Raw genomic sequence first — 21737 nt, forward strand, 5'->3', positions numbered from 1 at the left:
CGCCGGGGCCGGGCTCGCGGGGGGAGCGCTCGGCGGACGCGCGGCTCCCGCCACGGTCGGCGGTGGCACCGCTCCGGGAGGACGGGGCTGCTGGGCGGGCGCGACGGGACGCCGCGAGGGGTCCACAGTGGCTCGCGCACCGGGACCCGCCATGGGGGCCGCGCCAGGGCCCGCCACGGGCCGGACTCCGGGCCCCGCGATGGGCGCCGCGCCAGGGCCCGCCACGGGCCGGACACCGGGGCCCGCCATGGGCGCCGCGCCTGGGCCCGCCACGGTCTGGACACCGGGGCCCACGATGGGCGCCGCGCCAGGGCGGACACCGGGGCCCGCGATGGGCGCGCCGGGGCCTGCCGCGGGCCGTACACCTGGCCCCGCCATGACGGGTGCTCCGGGGGGCATGCCCATGGGAGCGCCCGGTGCGGCCTGTTCCGCCGCGGAGACGGGCGGTGCGCCCGGGCCCCACAGCTCGCGGGGAACGACCTCGCGCGCTTCCGGGAAGCGCCAGGGAAAGGCGAAGTTGAGCCCGTCCTCGGACATCTGGAGCCGGCCTTGGATGGAGCCGCTTTCGATGAGCAGTTCAATGGTCGGCAGGGTGAGGGGCCCCCACATGGTGCCCCTGTCGTTGCGGACCCAGTACTGCCGGACCTCACCCTCCGCCATGCGCGGCCTTGCTCCTTCGTCCTGCGAGAAAAGCGAACCCTACCGCTGTCCTCCGTCGCATCAAAGCAGAGCGCCGGGGCGCGAGCCCCTTACTTCGACTCAGGGCGCAGCGCCATCCAGTGCCGCCAGCCCGAGCGCCGCCAGACACGCCGCGTCCGCACTCTGTTCAGCGGGCGGGTCGAAGCAGTGCACCTCGCTGTCGAAGACCTTGCACAGCCCGTTCGGGGTGGACGCACAGGCCGACTTCGAGAAGGCGGTGGTGCAGTTGTACCCACACACCGGGCCCGCCTCGGTGTTCTTGCACTGCGGCGCGGGCAGTTCGCGCTTCCAGGCGCACAGGGCGGCGGGGGAGGGGTCGAAGCAGGTGATGCGGCCACTGGCCAGCTTGCACACGCCCGCGGGCGTCCGAGCGCAGCGCACTCCCTCCGAGGCGTTGATGCAGCCATAGCCACACGTCAGCTCCATGGCGTTGCTGTGGCACTGGGCGGTGGGCGTGTCCTTGCCGTACACGGCGAACACCACGGCGGGCGGGTCGAAGCACTCCACCTCGCCGCCCCGGCCCCGGCAGACGCCCGCGGGGGACTTCGCGCACTTCACCCGGCCGGGCTGCGTCGCGCAGTTGTAGCCACACGCCACCACCCCGTCGATGCTCTGACACGTCGGCTTTGGCAGCGCCGCGCCATAGGCCTTCTGTACGTAGGCCGGCGGGTCGAAGCAGACCGCCTGCCCGTCAATCACCTGGCAGTGGCCCTGCGGTGTCTGCGCGCAGCGCACCCGCTGTCCGTCCGACTTGCACCCATAGCCGCAGGACACCTTGCCGTCGATGGCGCGGCACGTGGGCGCGGAAGGGTCCTGCGGACTCGGAACCGAGCCCAGGGTGAGCGCCAGCACGGTGAGGAAGGAAGCGAGCACGGGGACCTCGGCGGGGGGAGCGGAGTCGTCCCGGCATTGACGCCCAAGGAGGGTGATGACGCAAGAAGCGGGCGGTCATGGGCGGCGGGCCGGGCCCGTGGTACCCAGGCGCCGCCCGCGAGGAGGTTCACCCCGGTGGACGTGGACGTCAGTGCGCTGCACCTCATCTTGCTGTGCGTGGCCGCGCTGATTGCCGGCATGGTGGATGCCATCGCGGGAGGTGGCGGGCTCATCTCCGTCCCCGCGCTGCTGGCCGCGGGTCTTCCGCCCCACGTGGCGCTGGGCACCAACAAGGGACAGTCCGTCTTCGGCTCGTTCGCCGCGCTGGTGCGCTTCTCCCGCGCGGGGCTGGTGGATGGGAACCTGGCGCGAGTGACGTTCCCCTTCGGCCTGGGTGGGGCCCTCGGGGGCGCGGCGCTGGTGCTGCTGGTGAAGCCCGAAGTCCTCAAGCCCCTGGTGCTGGTGCTGCTCATCGCGGTGGCGGTGTTCCTCGCCTTCCGCAAGTCGCCGCGTCCGGGGGACATGCCGGAGCCCGGGCCGCCCGCGCGCGCCCGGGCCATTGGCGCGCTCATCGCGCTGGCCATCGGCACCTACGACGGCTTCTTCGGACCGGGGACGGGGACGTTCCTCATCGTGGCCTTCTCGTCCCTGCTGGGACACGGCCTGGCGCGCGCGTCCGCGGACGCGAAGGTGGTGAACTTCGCCTCCAACCTCGCCTCCGTCGCGTTGTTCGCTTTCAAGGGCGTGGTGCTCTGGAAGGTGGCGCTGCCCATGGCCGGCGCCCAGTTCGCGGGCGCCTGGTTGGGCGCGCACCTGGCCGTGAAGGGCGGCGACAAGCTGGTGCGCAAGGTGGTGCTGGGCGTGGTGCTGGCCCTGGTGCTCAAGCTGGGGCACGACGTGGTGACGGCCTGAGGAGCCGTCACCCCGCCCGCCATCAGCCGATGTGCACCAGCAGCGCCTCCCGGCGCTTGGCCACGGCGGCCATGAACTTCTGGAGCTCCTCGAAGTAGGAGAGCAGCTCCTCCAGCAAATCCACCTCGGACTCGGGCTCGTCCCAGGTCCCGGGGTAGATGTCCTGGGCCTGCATGGCGGACGCGTCATAGCGCGCGCGCAGCGTCTTCTGAGTCACCTGCTGCAGCGCCGTGGCCAGGGCCTGCACCTGGGCCGGCGTGAAGACGCGCGCGGTGCCTTCCTCGGAAGGGATGTCGCCCACGTCCTCGCCGCCACGCACCAGGAAGTCCAGCGGCGCGCTGCCTTCCCACGGCGTTCCGGTCAGCAGGTACTGGAGGCCATGCCACGCCTCGCCGATGTCCAGCTCCAGGAACGCCGAGCCCTTCGGGTCACCGAAGTCCTCGTCATCGTCGACGAAGTCCTCCAGCCGTTCGGGGGCCTGGAGCAGGGCGACGCGCTGGGCCTCGGTGGCGCTGCGCAGGGTGCAGAGCATCTCCATGGAGTTATTCCACCACCACCAGCTTGGCGTTGTTCTCCACGGCGGTGCCTTCCTTGGCGAACAGCTCCGTCACCTTGCCCGCCTTGGGGCTCTTGAGCTCGTTCTCCATCTTCATGGCTTCCACCACCACGAGGCCCTGGCCCTCCTTCACCTCGTCGCCCACCTTCACCACCTTGCCCGGCATGGGCGCGGTGACCAGCTGCTTGCCTTCGACGGAGAAGGCCGCGTTGGCCGCGCGCAGCCGGAGCCGGCGCTCATCCGCCACGTCGATGCGGTTCACCTGGCCGCGCAGGAGCACGCCAAGCTCGTCGCCGTTCTCCTCGAACTCGACGTTGTACGACTGGCCGTCCACCAGCATGGACAGCGTGCCGTGCTCCAGCGCCAGCGCGTCCACCTGGTACGTGGTGGCGCCCACGGTGATCTTGAACTGGTCGTTCCCCAGGGGCTCCAGGTCCACCGGAACCGCTTCCTTCTGGCCCTGCTGCTTCGTGAAGTAACGCATGGAAGTCCTTCCGAGCTCTGAGGGTTAGCGGCGCGTGCGCAGCGCCAGCTTCCACGGGGAGACGCCGCCGTTGCCACCGCCCTGGCCGCCACCGGCGGCGGGCAGCGTCTTCGCGCGCTTCTGGTCCTTCTGGTACGTGTGCACCACGCTGGCCAGCAGCGCCATCTCGCTCAGCTTCGGGTCCTCCGCGCCCAGCAGTGCATCGTGCTGGCGGGTGAGGAAGCTGGTGTCGTAGTCGCCCTCGATGAACTCGGGGTGCGCCAGGATCGCCTTCAGGTAGCGGATGTTGGTGGTGATGCCCTTCACCACGTACTCGGACAGCGCGCGCTGCGTGCGCGCGATGGCCTCGCGCCGCGTGGGGGCCCACACGGACAGCTTGGAAATCATCGGGTCGTAGACGTTGGGCACCGTGTACCCGGGGAACACGCCCGAATCGTCACGCACGTTCGGGCCACCCGGCACGCGCAGGTACGTAATCTTGCCCGGGCTGGGCATGAAGTTGCGGCTCGGGTCCTCCGCGTACACGCGGACTTCAATCGAGTGACCGCGCGGCGTGGGGGCTTCGGTGAGGCCGAGCTTCTCGCCCTCGGCGGCCTTGATCTGCATGGCCACCAGGTCCAGGCCCGTCACCCACTCCGTCACCGGGTGCTCCACCTGGAGGCGGGTGTTCATCTCCAGGAAGTAGAAGTTGCGGTGCACGTCCACCAGGAACTCCACCGTCCCGGCGCCCACGTAGTTGACGGCCTTGGCCGCCTTCACCGCGACCTCGCCCATCTTCGCGCGCAGCTCCGGCGAGAGGATGGGGCTGGGCGTCTCCTCCACCACCTTCTGGTGCCGGCGCTGCGCCGAGCACTCGCGCTCATTCAGGTGGATGGTGTTGCCGTACTGGTCCGCGAAGACCTGGATCTCCACGTGGTGTGGCTTCTCCAGGTACTTCTCGATGTAGACGGCGTCGTTGCCGAAGGCGTTGAGGGCCTCGCTCTTGGCGGCGCGCCACGAGGACTCGAAGTCCTCCATGCGCTCCACCTTGCGCATGCCCTTGCCACCGCCGCCGCCCGCGGCCTTGAGCATGACGGGGAAGCCAATCTTCTCCACGTAGGCGCGCGCCTCCTCCACGGAGGGGATGGGCTCGGTGGTGCCGGGCACCACGGGCACGCCCGCCTTGATCATGTTCGCGCGGGCACGCGTCTTCTCGCCCATGGAGTCCATGGCGGAGGCGGGCGGCCCGATGAACGTCAGGCCTTCGGCCTCACAGGCGCGGACGAAGGCGGCGTTTTCGGAGAGGAAGCCGTAGCCGGGGTGGATGGCATCCGCGCCAGCCTGCTTCGCGGCGTCGAGGATGCGCTGCTGCACCAGGTAGCTCTCACGCGAAGGCGGGGGCCCCACGAAGATGGCCTGGTCGGCCGTGCGCACATGCAGGGCGGAGCGGTCCGCCTCCGAGTACACCGCCACCGTGGCGATGCCGAGTTCCTTGCACGTGCGCATCACCCGGATGGCGATCTCGCCGCGATTGGCGACGAGCACTTTGCGGATCTTGGGCATGGGGCCCGTCTAGCACGGGGCGACCCTGTTTGCCGCCTCTACTTCCGGGTGTTGAGGTACTGCTCCATGTAAGCGCGAGCCTGTGTCAGCTTGGCCTCCACGAAGCGGTCGTCCTCGTCCGGCTCCGGCGGAGCGGGCGGACCCGACCGTCCAGGTTCGTTGCCGAAGTCGACCGCCGCAGCCAACAGGTTGCGTGCCGCGTTTCCGCCGCCGAAGAGGCGGGCCAGCATGCCCGTCTCCACGTCCAGCCAGCGCGCCGCCTGCCGGATGACGTCCAGAACCTCACCTTCCACGGCCTTGGACGGGCGGCCCGGGCCGCTGATGCAGGAGCGCGCGTAGCTGTGCTCGCGGTCCACGAAGAGGCCCAGCGCCCGGTCCCGGAAGTCCTGCGCCAGGGCCTGACTCATGGCGTCGAGCTGCTCTTCCAGGAAGGGCTGCTCGGACTTGCGCGCCTTGCGGCCCGGGGCGGGCGGGAGCTCCAACTCGACGGCGTGCCAGCCCGCATCGGCCAGCCCCTCTGGCGGAGGCTCCACCCACTTCACCTCGGGCGTGGCCAGGTCCACCGCTTCGCAGACGCGCTTGAGCGTCTGGCGCAGGGCGGTGAGGTTTCCTTCGACGTCGGAGAGAAAGAGGATGAGGCGACGGTGGGGCAAAATGAGATTCCTTTCCTGGCCCCTGTAAGCCCGTTCGTCACCCCCAAATTTCCCCCTTCGCGCGCGCCTGCCTGCCCTGCTGGCGACAGAGGGCGGGCAGGCGAGGGCTGGAAGAAACCTAGAGCGGGATGTTGCCGTGCTTGCGGGGGAGGTTCTCCTGGCGCTTGTCCTTCAGCAGCTCCAGGGCGCGGATGAGCTTCGCGCGCGTCTCCTCCGGACGGATGATCTCGTCGATGTAGCCCAGCTCGGCCGCCTTGAACGGGGTGGCGAACTTGTCGCGGTAGTCCGCGGTCAGCCGGGCCCGCTCGGCGGCGGCGTCCGGGGCCTTGGCCAGCTCGTTGCGGAAGATGATGTTGACCGCGCCCTCGGGGCCCATGACGGCGATTTCGGCGGTGGGCCAGGCGAAGTTCATGTCCGCGCGGATGTGCTTGGACGCCATGACGTCATAGGCGCCGCCGTAGGCCTTGCGGGTGATGACGGTGACCTTGGGGACGGTGGCCTCGGCGTAGGCGTACAGCAGCTTGGCGCCGTGGGTGATGATGCCGCCCCACTCCTGGTCGGTGCCGGGGAGGAAGCCGGGCACGTCCACCAGCGTGACGAGCGGGATGTTGAAGCAGTCGCAGAAGCGCACGAAGCGCGCGGCCTTGATGCTGGCGTCGATGTCCAGCACGCCGGCGAGCACCGCGGGCTGGTTGGCGACGACGCCCACGCTGCGCCCGTTCATGCGCGCGAAGCCGATGACGATGTTCTTCGCGAAGTGCTCCTGCACCTCGAAGAAGTGCTTGTCGTCGACGATGGCCTTGATGACTTCCTTGATGTCGTAGGGCTTGTTGGGGTTGCTCGGGACAATCGTCTTGAGCGACTCCTCGGCCCGGAACGCGTCGTCCTCGCACGGCTGGACGGGCGCCTCTTCCTGGTTGTTGGAGGGCAGGAAGGAGAGCAGCTCGCGCGTCATCACGATGGCGGCCTGCTCGTTCTCCGCCGCGAAGTGGGCCACGCCGGACTTCTGGTTGTGCGTGACGGCGCCGCCCAGCGCCTCCTTCGACACCTCCTCGTGCGTCACCGTCTTGATGACGTCCGGGCCGGTGATGAACATGTACGAGGTGTCCTTCACCATCATGATGAAGTCGGTGATGGCGGGCGAGTACACCGCGCCGCCCGCGCACGGGCCCATGATGAGCGAAATCTGGGGCACCACGCCGGAGGCCAGCGTGTTGCGCACGAAGATGTCCGCGTAGCCGGCCAGGCTCTCCACGCCTTCCTGGATGCGCGCGCCGCCCGAGTCATTCAGGCCGATGACGGGCGCACCCACGCGGGTGGCCAGGTCCATGATCTTGCAGATCTTCTGCGCGTAGGCGCCCGACAGCGAGCCGCCGAAGACGGTGAAGTCCTGGGCGAAGACGAAGACCTTGCGGCCTTCCACGGTGCCGTAGCCGGTGACGACGCCGTCGCCTGGAATCTTCTTGTCGCCCATGCCGAACTCGTTCGAGCGGTGGGTGACGAACTTGTCCAGCTCACAGAAGGAGCCGGGGTCAAGGAGCAGGTCGATGCGCTCGCGGGCGGTGAGCTTGCCGGCTTCGTGCTGCTTGGCGATGCGGTCGGCGCCGCCACCCAGCTCGGCCTGCTTCTCCATCTTCTCGAGACGTGCGCGGAGGGGGTCCTTCTCGGGAGTCTGGTCCATGGGGCGCGTCTAGCATGATTGGGGCGGGGACGCGCTGCCTGGATTCCTGACTTCCATGGCCGGACGCATGGGGTCGTCAAGCACTGCATCCACCGCCGCCAGGTCCAGGCCGTAGCGCTGGCGGACCTCCTCCAGGGGCGACTCCCACATCTGACACCACGGTGCCCCGAAGAGCAGCCGGGCCCGTTGTCCCAGCAGCCAGCCCCGGACGATGGCGCGCATGCGCTCCTCGCGCTGGGGAAACGCGTAGAGGAGGGTGTTCGTCAGGCCGCCCGCGAGGATGCCCAGCGCGAAGGGGCTGCCCACCTGGGAAAGGCTGAAGGCCTGGAGGCCCAGCTCGCCCGCCACGCTCGTCGGAAAGCCGGTGAGGACGTGCCAGACGTCATGGGATTCGAGCAGGTGCGCTCGCACGTACTCCTCGTCGGTCCGCGCCTCCAGGGAGGGCAGTGCGTCAGGGTTCACCTGGTTGGCCTCCAGGTGGTCGACGAAGGCACGTCCCAGGGTGTGTTCGGGCAGGGCGCGCAGCGCGGCCAGGTGGAGCAGGCCCACGCGAGGGCGGTCGATGAAGGCCTGGGCCGCGGAGGCGTGGCGCATCAGCCGCTCCACCAGCCGCCGCATCGCCATGGGGGGCGCGAGCACGGGGGCCAGACCCAGGACGTCCTGGAGTTTCTCCGGGTCGCGGAGGGCCCGTGCCATCCGCCATGCCGTCCACGCATACGCGACAGGATTCCTCATGGTGCCTCCAAGGTGGGGGGACGCTGGGGCCGCCCCGTCTAGCGTATGTGGGAGGCGCAAGGGCGGGGCAGGGGGGCCGCGGCCGTGCTCGCGGGCGGACATCCCGAAGGACGAGGAGCGGACACTCAGGGGCGGGCAGCCGGCCGGGCCGCCTCCAGGTCCGTGCGCGCCGGGTGGAGGGGACGGAGGTTGAAGCCATAGGAGGGCCGCCATGCGCGCCGCGCGAGGTTCCTTTCAAATCGGCTCGTTTCGCGGCATTCCCGTCCGCGTCCACTTCTCGCTGTTGCTGGTCCTTCCGCTGTTCGCGTTCCTGTTCGGCGGCGCCTTCCGGCGTGCGGCGGAGGTGGCGGAGGTCCCCCCGGAGCGACTCGGCGGCTCGCCCGTGCTGTGGGGGTTGGTGGTGGCGTTGGGCTTGTTCGCGTCCGTGTTCATCCACGAACTGGCGCACACCGTGTACGCGCTGCGCCGTGGCGGGACGGTGCGCTCGATTACGTTGATGATGGTGGGCGGTGTGTCGGAGTTGACGGAGGCGCCGCCGCGTCCCCGGGACGAAGCGCTGATGGCCGCGGTGGGGCCGCTGACGAGCATCTTGCTGGCGGTGCTGCTTGGCGGCGCGACGTGGCTGCTCCAGGAGGCGCGCTCGTTCAACCTCCAGTTCGCGTTCTTCTACATGGCCAGCCTGAACCTGTTCCTGGGTGTGTTCAACCTGCTGCCCGCGTTCCCCATGGATGGGGGGCGCATCGTCCGCGCGTCGCTGGCGGGACGGATGGGGATGGTGCGCGCGACGCAGGTGGCGTCCTGGCTGGGACGTGGGTTCGCGGTGTTGTTCGCTGTGTGGGCGGTGCTGTCGCTCAACCCGTTCCTGGTGGTCATCGCGTTCTTCATCTTCATGGGCGCGCAGGCGGAGGCGCAGCAGGTGCGGATGAAGATGACGTTGGAGCGTGTGCCGGTGGCTGACTTGATGACGCCGCGCCGGGTGGGCGTGGACGCGGGGGCGTCGCTGGAGCAGGCGCTGTGGGACTTGCGGCGTGCGCGGTTGCTGCTGCTGCCGGTGACGGAGGACGAAAGGCCGGTGGGGCAGGTGTCGCTGGAGACGGTGCGGGCCGTGCCGGATTCGGAGCGGATGACGCGCACCGCGCGCGAGGTGATGGTGCCCGCCGTGGTGGTGCGGCTGGATGAGGATGGGTGGACGGCGCTGCGGCGCATGGCCGAGGAGGAGATGCCCCAGCTCGTCGTGGTGGAGCCGGACGGGGTGCTGGCAGGGACGCTCGACGTGAACGACGTGCAGCGCGGGATGGAGCTGTACCAGGCGCGCGAGGAGCGCAGGGGTCAGCAGGAGCGGCGGTGGCGGCAGGAGCGGCCGGCGTGACGGGACTCATGTGGGGTTGAGGTGCTGGCTCAGTGGCCTCCTCCTCCGCGGCGAGCGCGTCGGACGTCTCCCGCGGAGGCGCGGTACGCGGTGTCGTTTGGCCGACAGCGGCTCCGGTGGTGTCCGCGAGCGCACCTCGATGCCAGGCGCGCGTCCCAGCCGTGGCGATTGAATCTGGAGGAGGCCCAGCACCGCCGGAACAGTCCACTCCGGCGATGTGTTACATGGACCTTCGGCACCAGGCAGGCGATGGCCGCGGCGGGATCCTCCCAGCGCGACTCCAGGTTCTTCCGGCGGTGACCCTGGCGGCGTGAGAGCGGGTGGACGTTGTCGCAAGCAACGAAGGCGAAGTTTCTTGAGTCGGGGCCCTTCCTCCAGGACCTCCGGGCGCGGGTGGAGGTTTATCTGGGAGCGAGCGGGCGCTCGCCTCGTGACCTCCCGCGCATGTACGCGAAGACGGTGGTCATCCTGGGCTGGTTCGCGGCCTCTTATCTCTGGCTTCTCTTGGGAGCCTCAGGCCCGTGGGGGGCGGTCGCCGGGTGCGTGTCCCTGGGGCTGGCCATCGCGGGCGTGGGGTTCAGCGTCCAGCACGACGCCAACCACGGAAGCTACTCGGTGCATCGGGGCATCAACCGGATTCTCGGGTGGACGCTCGATGTCATCGGTGGTTCGTCCTATGTGTGGAGCTGGAAGCACAACATCTTCCATCACAGTCACACGAACGTGGTCGGTCTCGATGAGGACATCGACATCCAGCCGCTGTGCCGGCTGGCTCCTGGCCAGCGGCTGCACACGGCGCATCGCTTCCAGCATGCCTATATCTGGGGGCTCTACGCGCTGCTTCCCATGAAGTGGCACTTCGTCGATGACTTCAAGGACCTGGTCACCGGACGGGTGGGACGGCAGAAGATGCCGCGCCCCGGCGGGCTGAAGCTGGCCGGGGCCCTGGGCGGGAAGCTGCTGTTCTTTGGCTGGACCATCGCCCTGCCGTTGTTCTTCCACCCGCTCTGGCAGGTCGCGCTGTGTTACGCGCTCGCCTCGTTCGTGCTCGGGCTGACGCTGGCCACCGTGTTCCAACTGGCGCACTGCGTGGAGGAGGCGGACTTCTCCCTGCCGCCGGAAGCCAACCGTCCCTTCCCCCGTGACTGGGCCATGCATCAGGTCGCGTCGACAGTGGACTTCGCACGCGGCAATTCGCTGGTGAGCTGGTACCTGGGAGGGCTGAACTTCCAGGTGGAGCACCATCTCTTCCCTCGGGTGTGTCACCTGCACTACCCGGCGCTTTCGCGCATTGTCGAGGAGACCTGCCGGAGGCACGGCATTCGCTACCGGGCGAACGAGAGCGTCGGTGCGGCGTTGAAGAGCCACGTGCGTTGGCTCAAGCGGATGGGACAGCCAGCCATCGAGGGGGCGGTATGAGTGACGAGAAGGTTCGGTACGGGCGGGCGCAGAAGTTCCGGCTCTCGGCCAAGGGCACGGAGGCCGTGGCTTCCTATTCCGCCGTGATTGAGGCGGCCAGATCCGGCAGCGGCCGCGCCCAATTCGACGCGGCTCGGGCCAAGTGGGGCGCAGCGCTCGGGCTTGCCGCGGAGGACGGGCTCTACCTGGTGGAGTTCGAAGCGGGCGGGCGCACCGTCGCCGAGGCGGCACGCAACCTCGAGGACTGCGCCACCTCCGCGAAGTCGGTCAAGGACGCCGTCGAGCGGTTGTTGAAGTGCGGCATGCTTGAGCCCCTGCCCGCGCCTCCTCTGCCCGCCGCGCCTCCCCGCCGCTACTGGTAGGCCCGCGACGCCGAAGAAGAAGGCGGGTCACTCCCGCTCGAAAGCAACGACTCGTCGACGATGCGCTGGCTGTGGCGGATGCCGCCGTCGGCGGCGTTGTCATCGAACGTCTGGCTGAACCGCGCGCGTGTGCACGTCCACTCCTGCGTGGGGCGCCACGCGATCGTCGGCCGGTGCAGTGCAGGTCGCGTACGTCTCGGCGAAGCCTCAGCGGGTCTGGCTCTCATCTCGAGCTTGAGCACGCAGCCCGGAGGGAATGTGCGCGCAGGGTGGGCGAGCGTGAGGTCCATGGCGGCATCCCAACACTCGGGATGCGCCAGGGAACAGTCACCCGCCATGATGAGTCTCTGCTTGCGGTGCCTACCTGGCGCGTTGCATATGGGGCGCGGAGGGCGGCATCCATGACCCTTTCAGACGAGGCCGCCGCCCGGTGCCCTCATGGGCTCGGGCCACGGTGATGTGCCCTCGTAGCGGTGGGTTCGGATGATTGCCGTGAGCGAGCCCGGAGGCTGGCGGCGTGAAAGGAGGCTTGTCCATGCATGAAGCGCGTGTAGGCTGTTATTCATGGAAAACGAGCCATCCTTGCATTGCTGTGCGATGTGGGGCCCGCTGGCAGCCATTGTTCTCTCGGCGCTGGGGTGTGGCGGGAGCGCTCATTCCACCGCGGCCCGTCAGCCCGTGTACCTGGCCCAGGCGCAGTGCGGCCCCATGGATTCGACGGTGAGTTGCTGCGTGAAGACGCACCCGGCCACGCCTGAGCGCTGCGGGCTGACGGCCTCGGAGGCGAGCAAGTACCTGGTGCCGATGAAGGCCGTCGAGTCCGCGTCCGAGGCCAGCGAAGAAGCCATCCCCGGGTGGAAGCAGGTGTGCATCGACGCCTACGCCCAGTGCCAGGAGCAGGCCTGGTCAGGCTCTTGCTACGACTGCTTCCGGTATTGCGAAGGGCAACACGAATGGCCCGTGGATAAGTGCCGCCGTCGCAAGGGAGGCGAGTGAGTCCATGGCCGAGTCGATTGATTGGGACCCGGTGCGTGAACTGGCGCGTCGCGTGGAGGCCGGTGAGGCGCTGTCGCTGACGGCCGAGGTGCGCGCCTTGCTCCTCCGCTCGGCGCGAGAGGTGGGCATTTCCGACGCGGAGGCACATGCCGCCGTCGCGGGGGTTGCCACGGCGACTGCGCTTCTTCACGAGACTCGCCGCCGCATTCGTGATGGCTCGCAACGTCTCATGCGCGCGCTGACGGGGGCCCGTCGGCTTCGGGACGCGGGCGATGCCGCTGGCGCGCGCGCGTTGCTGGAAGACGTGCTCGCGGTGGAGCAGGTGCCCCTCTATCGCGAGCAGGCCGAGTTGGCCCTGGAAGACCTGGCGTGAGTTGCCTGTCACCTTCGGACAGGCGCTCAGTCGCGCTGAAGGAGCGGGTCCTTCACGGGCGCCATGTCTGGCTTCGAGGCCAGTCAACGAGGCGTCGTGGGTGGGGCCCCTCCGCCGCGCTCAGGCCGCTGCCGCGCTCCCCCCGTAGTAGTGCAGGCTCAGCTCCGCCTCGCTGTTGAAGCGCGGGTACTGCCCCTGCTTCAGGGACGAGGCATCCGGAAGCGCGTTGGCGTTGGTGCGCTCCAGCATGTCCGCCAGGAATCGCGCATAGGCCTCACGCGGCGCCACACCCGGATAGAAGTGGTTCAGCGCGAGCCCCGCGACATTCACCCGCAGCACCCGTGGTCCCTCGTTGGCGCTCCCCCAGGAGAGCACCAGGTCGGTGAGCACGGTTTGTCGCGGCGGCGTCCCCGGCGGCCCGGCGACGGGCAGCATGCCCACGGCAATCGCCAGCACCTCTGTCATGGCCATCGTCCGGCGCTGGCCATTGGCGGACTCCACGGTGAGGGCCATGTCCGTCATTCCCACGATGCGGCAGGGGAAAACGCGCGGCGGCGCGGGTGGTGTGTCCACGGCGGGCGTTGGCGCGGCGTCCCGCTTCTTCCAGGCGTTCTCTTCCAGCACCCGCGTGATTTCGGCGTCCAGCTCCCGGACCCGGTCTCCCGCCGACGCGGCGTCTCCCGTCAGCAGCGGCTTGGCGCGCGCGAGGTAGCCTGCTGCCCGCTCGAGGTCCTTGTAGTGCGCCATCCGCAGCTCCGTGGCGCGGATGAGCGCGCGCACCGCGATGATGCCCGCGCCCCCGCCCGCCACGCTGTACAGGGCCTCCGTCGTCTCCAACGAGGCCGGCGGCGCGTCTTCCGTGTCCAGCGCCTGCGCCAGCTTCCACGCGGAGGCGGGCCGCAGCGCGTTGATGGGCAGCAGTGAGACCAATGGCTCCATCGCGAACCACAGTGCGTCCGTGGAGGCGCGACCCGCGAGCGTATGGAGCGCCCGCTCCACCCGCGCCGTGCCGGCCTGCGTCTTTCCGTCCTCCAAATCCATGCGGCCCAGCGACAGCAACGCGTCGGTGTGGTCCGGCTGGGTCTTCAGCAAGCGCTGGAAGCCCGCGCGTGCGGCCGTGCGGTCTCCCTGGTCGAGCGCCGACTGGGCCTCCGCCAGCCGCGGGTCGGCCACCCAGCCGCCTTGCTTCGCGGCGAGCGCGGGCGCCACCACCCGTTCCTCCAACTGCGTGACGCGCAGCAGCGACGCGCCCGCGAAGCCGAAGACGAAACCGCCGATGTGGGCCATCACCGCGACGCCCGTGTTGTTGCCCAGGAGGTAGTAGTTCAGCACCTCGTTGCCGAACCACAGGCCGCCCCAGACCCAACCGGGAACGGGGAAGGTGCCGCGGAAGATTTTCAGCAGCCAGACGAAGTAGCCGATGCGAACCCGCCGCTGGGCGAAGCGCAGACAGAAGGCGCCCATGCACGCGGCCACGGCGCCGGAGGCGCCCACCATCACCGATTCCGACGAGGGGTCGATGGCATAGTGGGCCACGCCCGCCACCAGCCCGCCCACGACATAGAAGCCCGCGAACAGTGGCCGGCCCCAGGCATCCTCGAGCAGCAGGCTGGTCACGTAGAAGAACAGCAGGTTCCCCAGCAGGTGCATCCACCCCAAGTGGAGGAACATGTACGTGAGCCAGCCGGGCTGGGCGAGTCCCCGCGCGGGCACCAGGGAGAAGCGCGAGAGCAGGCTCGAGTCGTGCTGGGCGATGAGCTCCTCGCAGCGCTCATTCAGTCCCTGCTGCCGGTTCGTCACGCTCTCCGCTCCGTCGGATTCCGCGGCCTGTTGGTGCATGTTGCGCACCAGCCTCCGGCCCGAATCGGACAGCAGCCGCTCCGCACACGCGGGAGGGAACTCCAGGTCCGGGTGCTCGAGCGACTGCTCCAGCAGGGAGCGCAGCTCGATTTCACCCACGCCCAGGGGGTTGGACGGAATGACCCAGGAGATGAAGAAGGCCACGATACAGATGGCCGCGATGGTGATGGATACCCGAGGCAGACGCTCCAGCTCGGTGTTGTCCACCCCCAGGGGCAGGAACAGCATCATGGCGTGGTTTCCCCCTCGTGCCGCGCGTCGGCTCCGTCACGCAATGACGCCCTGACATACCACAGGATGGGTGGCTAGAGGATTGGCGCGGTCCTCCCATGACAGGTGAGGAGGCGCAGCCAGCTTCCTGCGCTCCGGAGGGCGCCCAGGAAGACGGTAGCAAATCAAGGGGGGCAATGACTGCCCAGTCCCCAGTCGCGATATGAAGGGTCGCGCGACTCCAAACGGAGGCCAATGCCAATGAGAGCCGATATCGCCCGGAAGCTCACGCGAGGCATCGTCGCCTCGTTCCTCATTGGGTTCTCGGCGCATCTTCTGTTGCTGGATGGCCTTGACGGCTTTCTTTGGTCGCTCATCTTCAGACCGAGCACCCACTTTGCTCCGGGCTATTCGTGGCTGGCCTTCAGGCGCGTTCAGCCCGGCATGAGCCGGGATGAAGTCGTGAAGCTCCTCGGTGAGCCGATGGAGGTGCACGACAGGCCAACTCAAGGGGCGTTGTGGCGCTATTCGAAGAGCCCCACCGACTCCCACTACAGCCTGCGCGTGGTGTTCTTCTCGGATGGCGGCGTGGTTACTCGCGTCGCGCACGAGTACTACGTCGATTGACGGTCTGGAGACCGCTCCGGCTGCTGGCGGCTCCTAAGGCAGCGGCCAGGTCAGGGACACGCGGTGGGCGCCACCGGGAGCGGCGTCCATCCACCCGGTGATGCGCTCGCTGCGCGCCAGCAGCGGCCCCAGCTCCGAGCTGGCCGCGAAGAGGGCGGCAAGCACCTCATCCGCCAGGATGTCCGTCAGGGAGATTTGCGCCAGGCCTCGCGCCACCCGCTTGGGGTCCAATGCGAAGTCCACCGGGTGTTCCGTCTTCGTGCCCGTCTCCGTCAGCGCCGCCAGTGTGGCCTGGGTCACCGACTCTTCGTTGCCCAGGACGAGCTGCTTGCCCTTGATGCGCACGAACACGTTGCCGCCCTTGAGCGGGAGCTTCCAGCCGTCCTCCAGCACCAGCACGTCCGGGAGCTTGCCCAGCGGGGCCAGCGCGGCCTTCACCGCCGCTACGTCCTTCACCTCGGCGGCCACGGCCTGGCGCACCGCGAAGAAGCGCGTCGACATCGCGCGCAGGGAGCCGCGCACCTGGACGTGGTCCATGTTCACCAGCATGTGGCCCGTGAGCTGCTTCGTCACGGCCTTCGCCATGGACACCATCTGCTCCTTCGGACACGTAGGGCACAGGACCTGGAGCGTGGAGCGCAGCGTGTCCACCGTCTGGAACACGCCCATGGGAGAGATGGACGCCCGCGAGGAGAGCAGCCCCTCCGAATTCATCGCCGCGTAGGGGCTGGTGCCTCGCGCCTGGAAGACCGGCAACTGCAACTTCGTCGTCACGCCTTCCACCTGCAGCGCGTTGGCCGTGCCGTCCAGGCCCACCACCGTGTTGCCCGACACGACGAATGCCACGCCCGGAACCTTGCCCAGGCGGGCATCTCGCGCGGGCGCCTTGCCCACCAGCCGGACGGACTCCTTGAGCAGGTCCGCGCCGCCGCGCTCGATGGCGCCGAAGGCGCAGACCTCCTTGCCCTTCATCGCGTAGCCCATGCTACCGCCCATGTCGCGGTCGACATGCACCGTCGTCACCCCTCCTCGCGTGGTGGGCTTCGCTTCGGCGCCGCCCGCGGCGGTGATGGCTTCGGCGGCCTTCGCCTGGAACACCTTGGCGTCAGCCACCCGCATGCAGGACACGCGGCCATCGTTGCGCATGGACACGGTGGCCGGACCGGCTGGATCCAGGCCCAGCTCGGACAGGGACTGGGGCCGCGTGGGGTCGACCGCGAGGAAGGGATGCAGCTCCGTCCGCCACGCCGAGGGACGCAGCAGCGCGGCGTGTTGGCCCGCGCGCTCCAGGAACGCGGCCAGGCCCGTCAGCGCATCCACCTTCGGCACATGGACGAGCGTCTGCGCCGAAGCGGCGGCACGGGGAGCAGGGGCCGTTGCAAGGGTGGCGGCCAGGACGAGCGAGGAGAGCATGGCTCCGTGAGAACAGCCGGGCTCCCACGCTGTCAAGGAGGGACTCGCAGGGGCTCAGGCCCTCACCGTGGCCCAGGCGCCGCGCCGCACGCCGCCCCAGCGTGCGACCTCCGGCGAGTCACGCCACGACACCGGGCCGATGTCCGCGCCTGCTGTGCCGCATCCGGCCTACAGGCGGCCGGCGTTGGCCCACTCAATCATCCGCTCCGCCAGGTCCTCGGCGTCGCGGCGCAGATGCACCAGTTGGAGCACGTGGTCATCCGTGCACGCCAGCGCCATGCGCAGCACGAGCGAGTCGGCGAAGCGCAGCACCTGCGCGATGCTGATGCAGTCGCGGTCTTCGCTGGTTCCCGCGAAGCGCGCCGCGTCCGCGTCCATCGTCAGGCCTTCCGCCAGCAGCGCCTGCACCAGCGCGGCACGCGCCACCGGGTGCTCGTACTCCGCCGCGTCGCGTAACTGGCGGCGCCACGGCTGCGACTCCCACCGCACCAGCGACGCGTCCTTGGCGCGCTGCGCCGGCTGCGTGCGCTTCTTCTTCCAGAAACCCCCAGCAAGCACCGGCCTCGAGACGTTCATCTCCATCACTGCCCCCTCTCCACTACGGGGTCCATCCACAGGCATGAGCGACATGGATGCTGCTCCGTCGGTACCGCGCGTGCTGCTTCCGAGCCCGCCCGGCGCGGCGGCGGCGGGCCTCGTTGCTGCTGCCCTTTATTACGGCGAGTCAGCATTTCCTTGACTCACCCCCAGGCGCCAAAGGGTTTCATCCGGGCGCCATCGCGGCGTTGACAGGGGGCGGGGGGCTCGGGACAGTCCTCGCGCCATGCCGACCTACCCCTCCACACCCCGTGAGGCGTTTCACCTGCTGCGCGCACTGTCCGAGGACCTGTCCCATGCGGACAGGCGACCGCGCGCGCTGGCCGAGCTCCGCGAGCTGGCGGAGCTGTCTCGCCACCAACCCGAATCGGCGCCACTGCGGCTGGTGACGGTGACGGTGACGGTGGGCGCTTCGCAGGAGCGGTTGGAGTTGTTCCTGCTGCCGTCCATCTTCGCTCCGGAGGCGTGGGCCTACACCTTCCTGGAGGGACTGTTGAGCGTCCCGCTGGATGAGTATGCGGGAAAGCGGCTGGTGGAAGTCGGCGCGGGCTCCGGATGGATTTGCGTCGCGCTGGCGAAGTTCACCCGGCTGGCGCACGTGCATGGCGCGGACCTCAATCCGCATTCGCCCGTGGTGGCGCGCTGCAACGCGTGGCTCAACGGAGACGAGGCGCTGGCGTCGCGTCTGTCCTTCGGGGAGAGCGACCTGTTACGCGGCATTCCTTCGGATGCCCCATGGGACTTCGTGGTGGGCTGCATTCCGCAGGTCCTCCGGGGCGAGGAGGATTTGCCCTCCGAGCTGTCCCAGGCCGATGAGCAGGCGCTCTACGACTTGTCCAACTACTGCACGCTGCAGAACGTCTACGAGGACCACTTCGGGCTCGGGCTCATCGCGCGATTGCTGGACGAAGCGCCGGAGCGGCTGTCGCCGACCGGACGGCTGCTGCTCAACCTCGCGGGCAGGCCTGGGCGCGTCATCATCGAGCGGATGTTCACCCGCCGCGGCTTCGACACGCACGTGCGGGTGGCCCGCCGGGTGATGCAGGCGGCGGACACGGACATCCGTCCGTTGGTGGCGCTGGAGCAGCGAACCGGCCGCGAGTTCGAGTTCTTCATGGAAGCGCGCAGCCCGGAGCCGCTGCGGGCGGCCACCGCGCTGGGCTGGCTCCAGGCCGGGAATCCGGTGTGGCACGAGGTGGCGGTGTGGGAGGCGCGGCTGGCTTTGCCTCGCGAGACGCTGGCGCTGCGGGCCGCGCTGCGCGCGCTGGGCGCTTCTGCGTTGCAGGAGGAACTGGACCTGGGCGCCGCGTCGGCGGAGCAGCTGGGCTTCGTCGCCGACCTGGCGGCGCGGCTGGCGCGGGGCCCGCTGATGCCCTACGCGCACGAAGCGGGTGACGCGTCCTTCCGCCAGCAGGTGGTGCGCTACCTGGACCGGTACTTCGGGCTGCGGCTGGCGGAAGAGGAGGTCTTCGTCGCGCCCGAGCGCGAGCAGGCGGTGTACTCGCTGCTGATGGCCACCTGCGACGCGGGTGATGAGGTGCTGGTGTCGCGCAACCTCCATCCGCTCTACGCCCGCGCGCTGGAGAAGGCGGGGGTGCGCGCCACGGTGACACACACGTCGCTGGCGGAGATTCGCCGCCTGTTGTCCGCGTTCGACGTGAAGATGGTGCTGCTCACGGTGGAGAAGGGGGAGCGCACCAACCTGTCCGTGCTGCGTGACATCGTCGCGGAGGCTGCGCGCCGGGGCATCTGGGTGGTGCTGGACGAAAGCGCCTTCTTCAACATCACCGGCGGCGTGGAGCCGCACACGCTCTTCGAGTTCCTGGCCCGTGAGGCCCACGCCCCCAACCTGGTGGTGCTCTATGGCCTCATCAAGAACGCGGTGTGGCCGGACCTGGAGCTGACGCTGCTCATGCCGGTGCCGCAGCCGCTGCGGGGAGACCTGGAGGCCGCGGCGGAGGTCACGTACTCGCGCATCAGCACCCTGGCGCAAGCGTTCTACGAGCGCACCTTCGCTGACTTGCTGTCGTTCCGCATCTCCTTCGCGGAGCCGGAAGCGCCCGCGCCGCGCGGGCCTCCGGTGGTGACGCTGCCCCGCTCGCGACGGATGGCGCGGCTGATGACCTTCCCCGCATTCGCGCCCAGGGTGTTCCGCGAGGATGACGCGGAGCTGGTGCGGCTGGATTACGGAGAGAACGAAGGGCCGCTGCCGCCTCCCTTGGTGGAGGGCCTCATCGCCGCAGGTGTCGCGCCGCGCGAGCCCGCACCGCAGACAGGACTGGCGGAGGCGGTGTCGGCCTTCCTGCTGGAGTCGCGCGCGGTGCGCTACGCGCCGGACGAGCTGGCGGTGGCGCCGGGCGTGTGGCCGCTCATCCACCACCTGGGCGTGGCGCTGCGCCAGCGGCTGGGACGCACGCCGCGCGTCTATGTGTCGACGCCGTGCTACGGCGTGTTGCCGCCCACCTTCGTCTCCGCGGGGTGTGACGTGGAGCAGGGGCCACTGTCGGGGCTGTTGGCCCGGCGAGGGCAGGGCGGTGGCGTGCCGGATGCCATCGTCGTGTCGCAGCCGTCGAACCCCTCCGGCGTCTACCTGGCCCGCGAGGAGCTGGTGGCCCTGGCCACCTATGTGGTGGAGCAGCGCTGTCTGCTGATTTCGGACGAAATCTTCGGGCTGGTGAACCTCACCAGCCCCACCGCGGAGACGGTCCCCAGCCCCGTGACGCTGGAAGGCGCGGTGCCCGGCATCGGCGCCCGCACGGTGCTGCTGGGAGGGTTGTCCAAGGAGTTCGCGGCCGGTGGGCTCCGCGTGGGGTGGCTCGCGACGAAGGACCGGGCGCTGGCCTCGGCGGTGCGTGACAGCGGCCCTGGGGTGCTCCACCTGATGACGGCGCGCGCCGCGGCGTACCTGTATGCGGCCTATGCCCGCAGTCCGGATGGCCAGCTGCTGTACCCCGCGCGGCACCGCACCCTGCGGTCCTTCCTGGTGAAGATGCGGCGGGAGCTGGCGGAGAAGCGTGAGCTGCTGGCCGGAGCGCTGCCTGGGGATGGGCGCTCGGACGCGGGGGACGCGGGCGGACTCTTCTTGTCGCCTCGGATGACGGCATGGCTGGGGCAGGAGGTCGACGGGGTGCGGCTGACGCCGGAGAACCTTCCTCGCGTGGTGTACGAGCACACGCACGTCGTCCTGAATGGCGGCCCGTGGTGTGGGGATCCGGAGCGGGCGCGGGCCGTGTTCTCGATTCCACGGGACGCGCTGCTCCGGGCGCGTGAGCAGCTCTTGCGCTTCGGCGCGAAGCTGCGCGGCGGGCCGCCCGAGTCCTGAAGCGCGGGCCCCGCACGGACACTGTCCGGGGCCCATCGCTTGCCTCCGACTGAAAGGCGGGTCGCGAGCAGATGGGGGTGGCCGTCACAATTCCGCCTCCGGACAGCGGCGCCGGTACCTGGGGGGCGTGGGATGGCCGAGCCGGCGCAGCGCAATGCCATCGAGATGATGAACGTCCACAAGTCCTTCGGCGCCCAGCACGTGCTGCGGGGCGTGGACCTGGTGGTGCCCACGGGCACCACCTGCGTGCTGCTGGGCGTGTCGGGCTCCGGGAAGACGGTGCTGATGAAGCACCTGGACGGCCTGCTGCGTCCGGACCGCGGCACGGTGCGCGTGGACGGCGAGGACCTGGCCTGGCTGGATGCCGCGGGGCTCGAGCGCGTGCGCCGCAAGATGGGCATCCTCTTCCAGGGCGGCGCGCTCTTCGACTCGCTCACCGTCGAGGACAACGTCGCCTTCCCGCTGCGCGAGCGGCTCCATCTGGTGGAGAGCGAGGTGCGTGAGCGCGTGCAGCGCGTGCTGGCGCTGGTGGGCCTGGAGGACGCGGCGAAGCAGCGCCCGGGCGAGCTCTCCGGCGGCATGCTCAAGCGCGCCGCCTTTGCTCGCGCCGTGGTGCTGGAGCCGAAAATCCTTCTCTATGACGACCCCACCGCGGGGTTGGACCCGCTGAGGACCCAGTCCGTGGTGGACGTCATCCTCACCGGCAAGCACCGGCTCCATGCCTCGGCGCTCGTCATCACCCCGGACGTGGCCTCCGCCTTCCAGGTGGGGGACAGCCTGGCGCTGCTCCATGAAGGACGCATCATCGAACACGCCCCGCCCGAGGCCTTCCGCCAGTCCCAACACCCCGCGGTCCAGGCCTTCCTCCATGACTGGCTGTCGCGCCGTGCGCGCGCTTCCGGGCACACGCCACCGCCGCTGCATTGAGCGCGAGGCTGTTCACAGGGGGACACTCATCCCGTCCCCTCGCTGGATGGCGCTGAACCTGTAAGTCAAGCATGTTCAGAAATCCCGGTGCGCTGTCGCGCCGGGAGGCCCGTCCGAAGGACCCACG

Annotated in this window: 19 protein-coding genes and 1 pseudogene; 9 read left to right on the top strand and 11 right to left on the bottom strand. The window is 69.5% G+C overall.

The genetic code is table 11. The annotated features are described in order from the left end of the window. Positions 1–660, bottom strand: a pseudogene (locus HNV26_RS26985) (molecular chaperone DnaJ); the annotation flags it as partial. Between the two features lie 99 nt (positions 661–759). After that, complete coding sequence (locus tag HNV26_RS26990) at positions 760–1572, bottom strand: hypothetical protein (RefSeq protein ID WP_171443875.1); 813 nt, start codon at positions 1570–1572, stop codon at positions 760–762. A 135-nt stretch (positions 1573–1707) separates the two neighbouring features. Here HNV26_RS26990 and HNV26_RS26995 point away from each other — a divergent pair, with 135 nt between their 5' ends. Then, a complete protein-coding gene (locus tag HNV26_RS26995) occupies positions 1708–2484 on the top strand; it encodes a TSUP family transporter (RefSeq protein WP_366816995.1) in 777 nt (258 codons plus the stop codon). A 22-nt stretch (positions 2485–2506) separates the two neighbouring features. Here HNV26_RS26995 and HNV26_RS27000 read toward each other — a convergent pair whose 3' ends face one another. From HNV26_RS27000 to HNV26_RS27025, 6 genes are all read right to left on the bottom strand, one after another. Further along, entirely contained in the window at positions 2507–3022 is a 516-nt protein-coding gene (locus HNV26_RS27000) for a YfbM family protein (protein WP_141255389.1), read from the bottom strand. 4 nt (positions 3023–3026) lie between these two features. Continuing rightward, positions 3027–3524 carry a biotin/lipoyl-containing protein gene (locus tag HNV26_RS27005; RefSeq protein WP_171452901.1) on the bottom strand — a complete coding sequence of 166 codons (498 nt, stop codon included), beginning with the start codon at positions 3522–3524 and terminating at the stop codon, positions 3027–3029. Between the two features lie 24 nt (positions 3525–3548). After that, on the bottom strand, positions 3549–5066 hold the full coding sequence (gene accC, locus HNV26_RS27010; RefSeq protein WP_171443874.1) for an acetyl-CoA carboxylase biotin carboxylase subunit: 1518 nt from the start codon (positions 5064–5066) through the stop codon (positions 3549–3551). Between the two features lie 38 nt (positions 5067–5104). Continuing rightward, entirely contained in the window at positions 5105–5719 is a 615-nt protein-coding gene (locus HNV26_RS27015) for a hypothetical protein (RefSeq protein ID WP_090484982.1), read from the bottom strand. Positions 5720–5837: 118 nt separating this feature from the next. Then, on the bottom strand, positions 5838–7400 hold the full coding sequence (locus HNV26_RS27020) for an acyl-CoA carboxylase subunit beta (RefSeq protein WP_171443873.1): 1563 nt from the start codon (positions 7398–7400) through the stop codon (positions 5838–5840). Positions 7401–7409: 9 nt separating this feature from the next. Beyond that, positions 7410–8135: a Coq4 family protein gene (locus tag HNV26_RS27025; RefSeq protein ID WP_171443872.1), complete on the bottom strand. Its 726-nt coding sequence runs from the start codon at positions 8133–8135 to the stop codon at positions 7410–7412. Between the two features lie 211 nt (positions 8136–8346). Between HNV26_RS27025 and HNV26_RS27030 the strand changes: the two genes are divergently transcribed. The 5 genes from HNV26_RS27030 to HNV26_RS27050 all read left to right on the top strand — a co-directional run bounded on the left by HNV26_RS27030 (position 8347) and on the right by HNV26_RS27050 (position 12654). Next, positions 8347–9504: a site-2 protease family protein gene (locus HNV26_RS27030; protein ID WP_171443871.1), complete on the top strand. Its 1158-nt coding sequence runs from the start codon at positions 8347–8349 to the stop codon at positions 9502–9504. Positions 9505–9948: 444 nt separating this feature from the next. Next, positions 9949–10923, top strand: a complete 975-nt coding sequence (locus HNV26_RS27035) for a fatty acid desaturase family protein (protein ID WP_253817086.1) — start codon at positions 9949–9951, stop codon at positions 10921–10923. Next, positions 10920–11285, top strand: a complete 366-nt coding sequence (locus tag HNV26_RS27040) for a hypothetical protein (RefSeq protein ID WP_171443870.1) — start codon at positions 10920–10922, stop codon at positions 11283–11285. Before HNV26_RS27035 ends, HNV26_RS27040 begins: the two co-directional genes overlap by 4 nt. 597 nt (positions 11286–11882) lie before the next feature. After that, on the top strand, positions 11883–12281 hold the full coding sequence (locus tag HNV26_RS27045; RefSeq protein WP_141255381.1) for a hypothetical protein: 399 nt from the start codon (positions 11883–11885) through the stop codon (positions 12279–12281). 4 nt (positions 12282–12285) lie between these two features. Continuing rightward, the gene (locus tag HNV26_RS27050) at positions 12286–12654 is read left to right on the top strand and encodes a DUSAM domain-containing protein (protein ID WP_171443869.1); all 369 of its coding nucleotides are present in this window, start codon (positions 12286–12288) and stop codon (positions 12652–12654) included. Between the two features lie 120 nt (positions 12655–12774). On the opposite strand, the gene HNV26_RS27055 is transcribed toward HNV26_RS27050, so the two are convergent. Beyond that, on the bottom strand, positions 12775–14745 hold the full coding sequence (locus HNV26_RS27055) for a rhomboid family intramembrane serine protease (RefSeq protein ID WP_171443868.1): 1971 nt from the start codon (positions 14743–14745) through the stop codon (positions 12775–12777). 240 nt (positions 14746–14985) lie between these two features. Between HNV26_RS27055 and bamE the strand changes: the two genes are divergently transcribed. After that, positions 14986–15351: an outer membrane protein assembly factor BamE domain-containing protein gene (gene bamE, locus HNV26_RS27060; protein WP_171443867.1), complete on the top strand. Its 366-nt coding sequence runs from the start codon at positions 14986–14988 to the stop codon at positions 15349–15351. A 33-nt stretch (positions 15352–15384) separates the two neighbouring features. Here the strand turns inward: bamE and HNV26_RS27065 are convergent, their stop codons facing one another. Further along, positions 15385–16764 carry a hypothetical protein gene (locus tag HNV26_RS27065; RefSeq protein ID WP_253817088.1) on the bottom strand — a complete coding sequence of 460 codons (1380 nt, stop codon included), beginning with the start codon at positions 16762–16764 and terminating at the stop codon, positions 15385–15387. Positions 16765–16932: 168 nt separating this feature from the next. After that, positions 16933–17346 (bottom strand): hypothetical protein, encoded by a 414-nt coding sequence (locus tag HNV26_RS27070; RefSeq protein WP_253817090.1) that lies wholly within the window; start codon positions 17344–17346, stop codon positions 16933–16935. A gap of 241 nt (positions 17347–17587) precedes the next feature. Between HNV26_RS27070 and HNV26_RS27075 the strand changes: the two genes are divergently transcribed. Then, on the top strand, positions 17588–20683 hold the full coding sequence (locus HNV26_RS27075) for an aminotransferase class I/II-fold pyridoxal phosphate-dependent enzyme (RefSeq protein WP_171443864.1): 3096 nt from the start codon (positions 17588–17590) through the stop codon (positions 20681–20683). Positions 20684–20815: 132 nt separating this feature from the next. Next, complete coding sequence (locus HNV26_RS27080) at positions 20816–21610, top strand: ABC transporter ATP-binding protein (RefSeq protein ID WP_171443863.1); 795 nt, start codon at positions 20816–20818, stop codon at positions 21608–21610. The last annotated feature ends 127 nt before the right edge of the window (positions 21611–21737 follow it).

The sequence above is a fragment of the Myxococcus xanthus genome, assembly GCF_013116825.1.
Classification (GTDB): Bacteria; Myxococcota; Myxococcia; order Myxococcales; family Myxococcaceae; genus Myxococcus; species Myxococcus xanthus_B.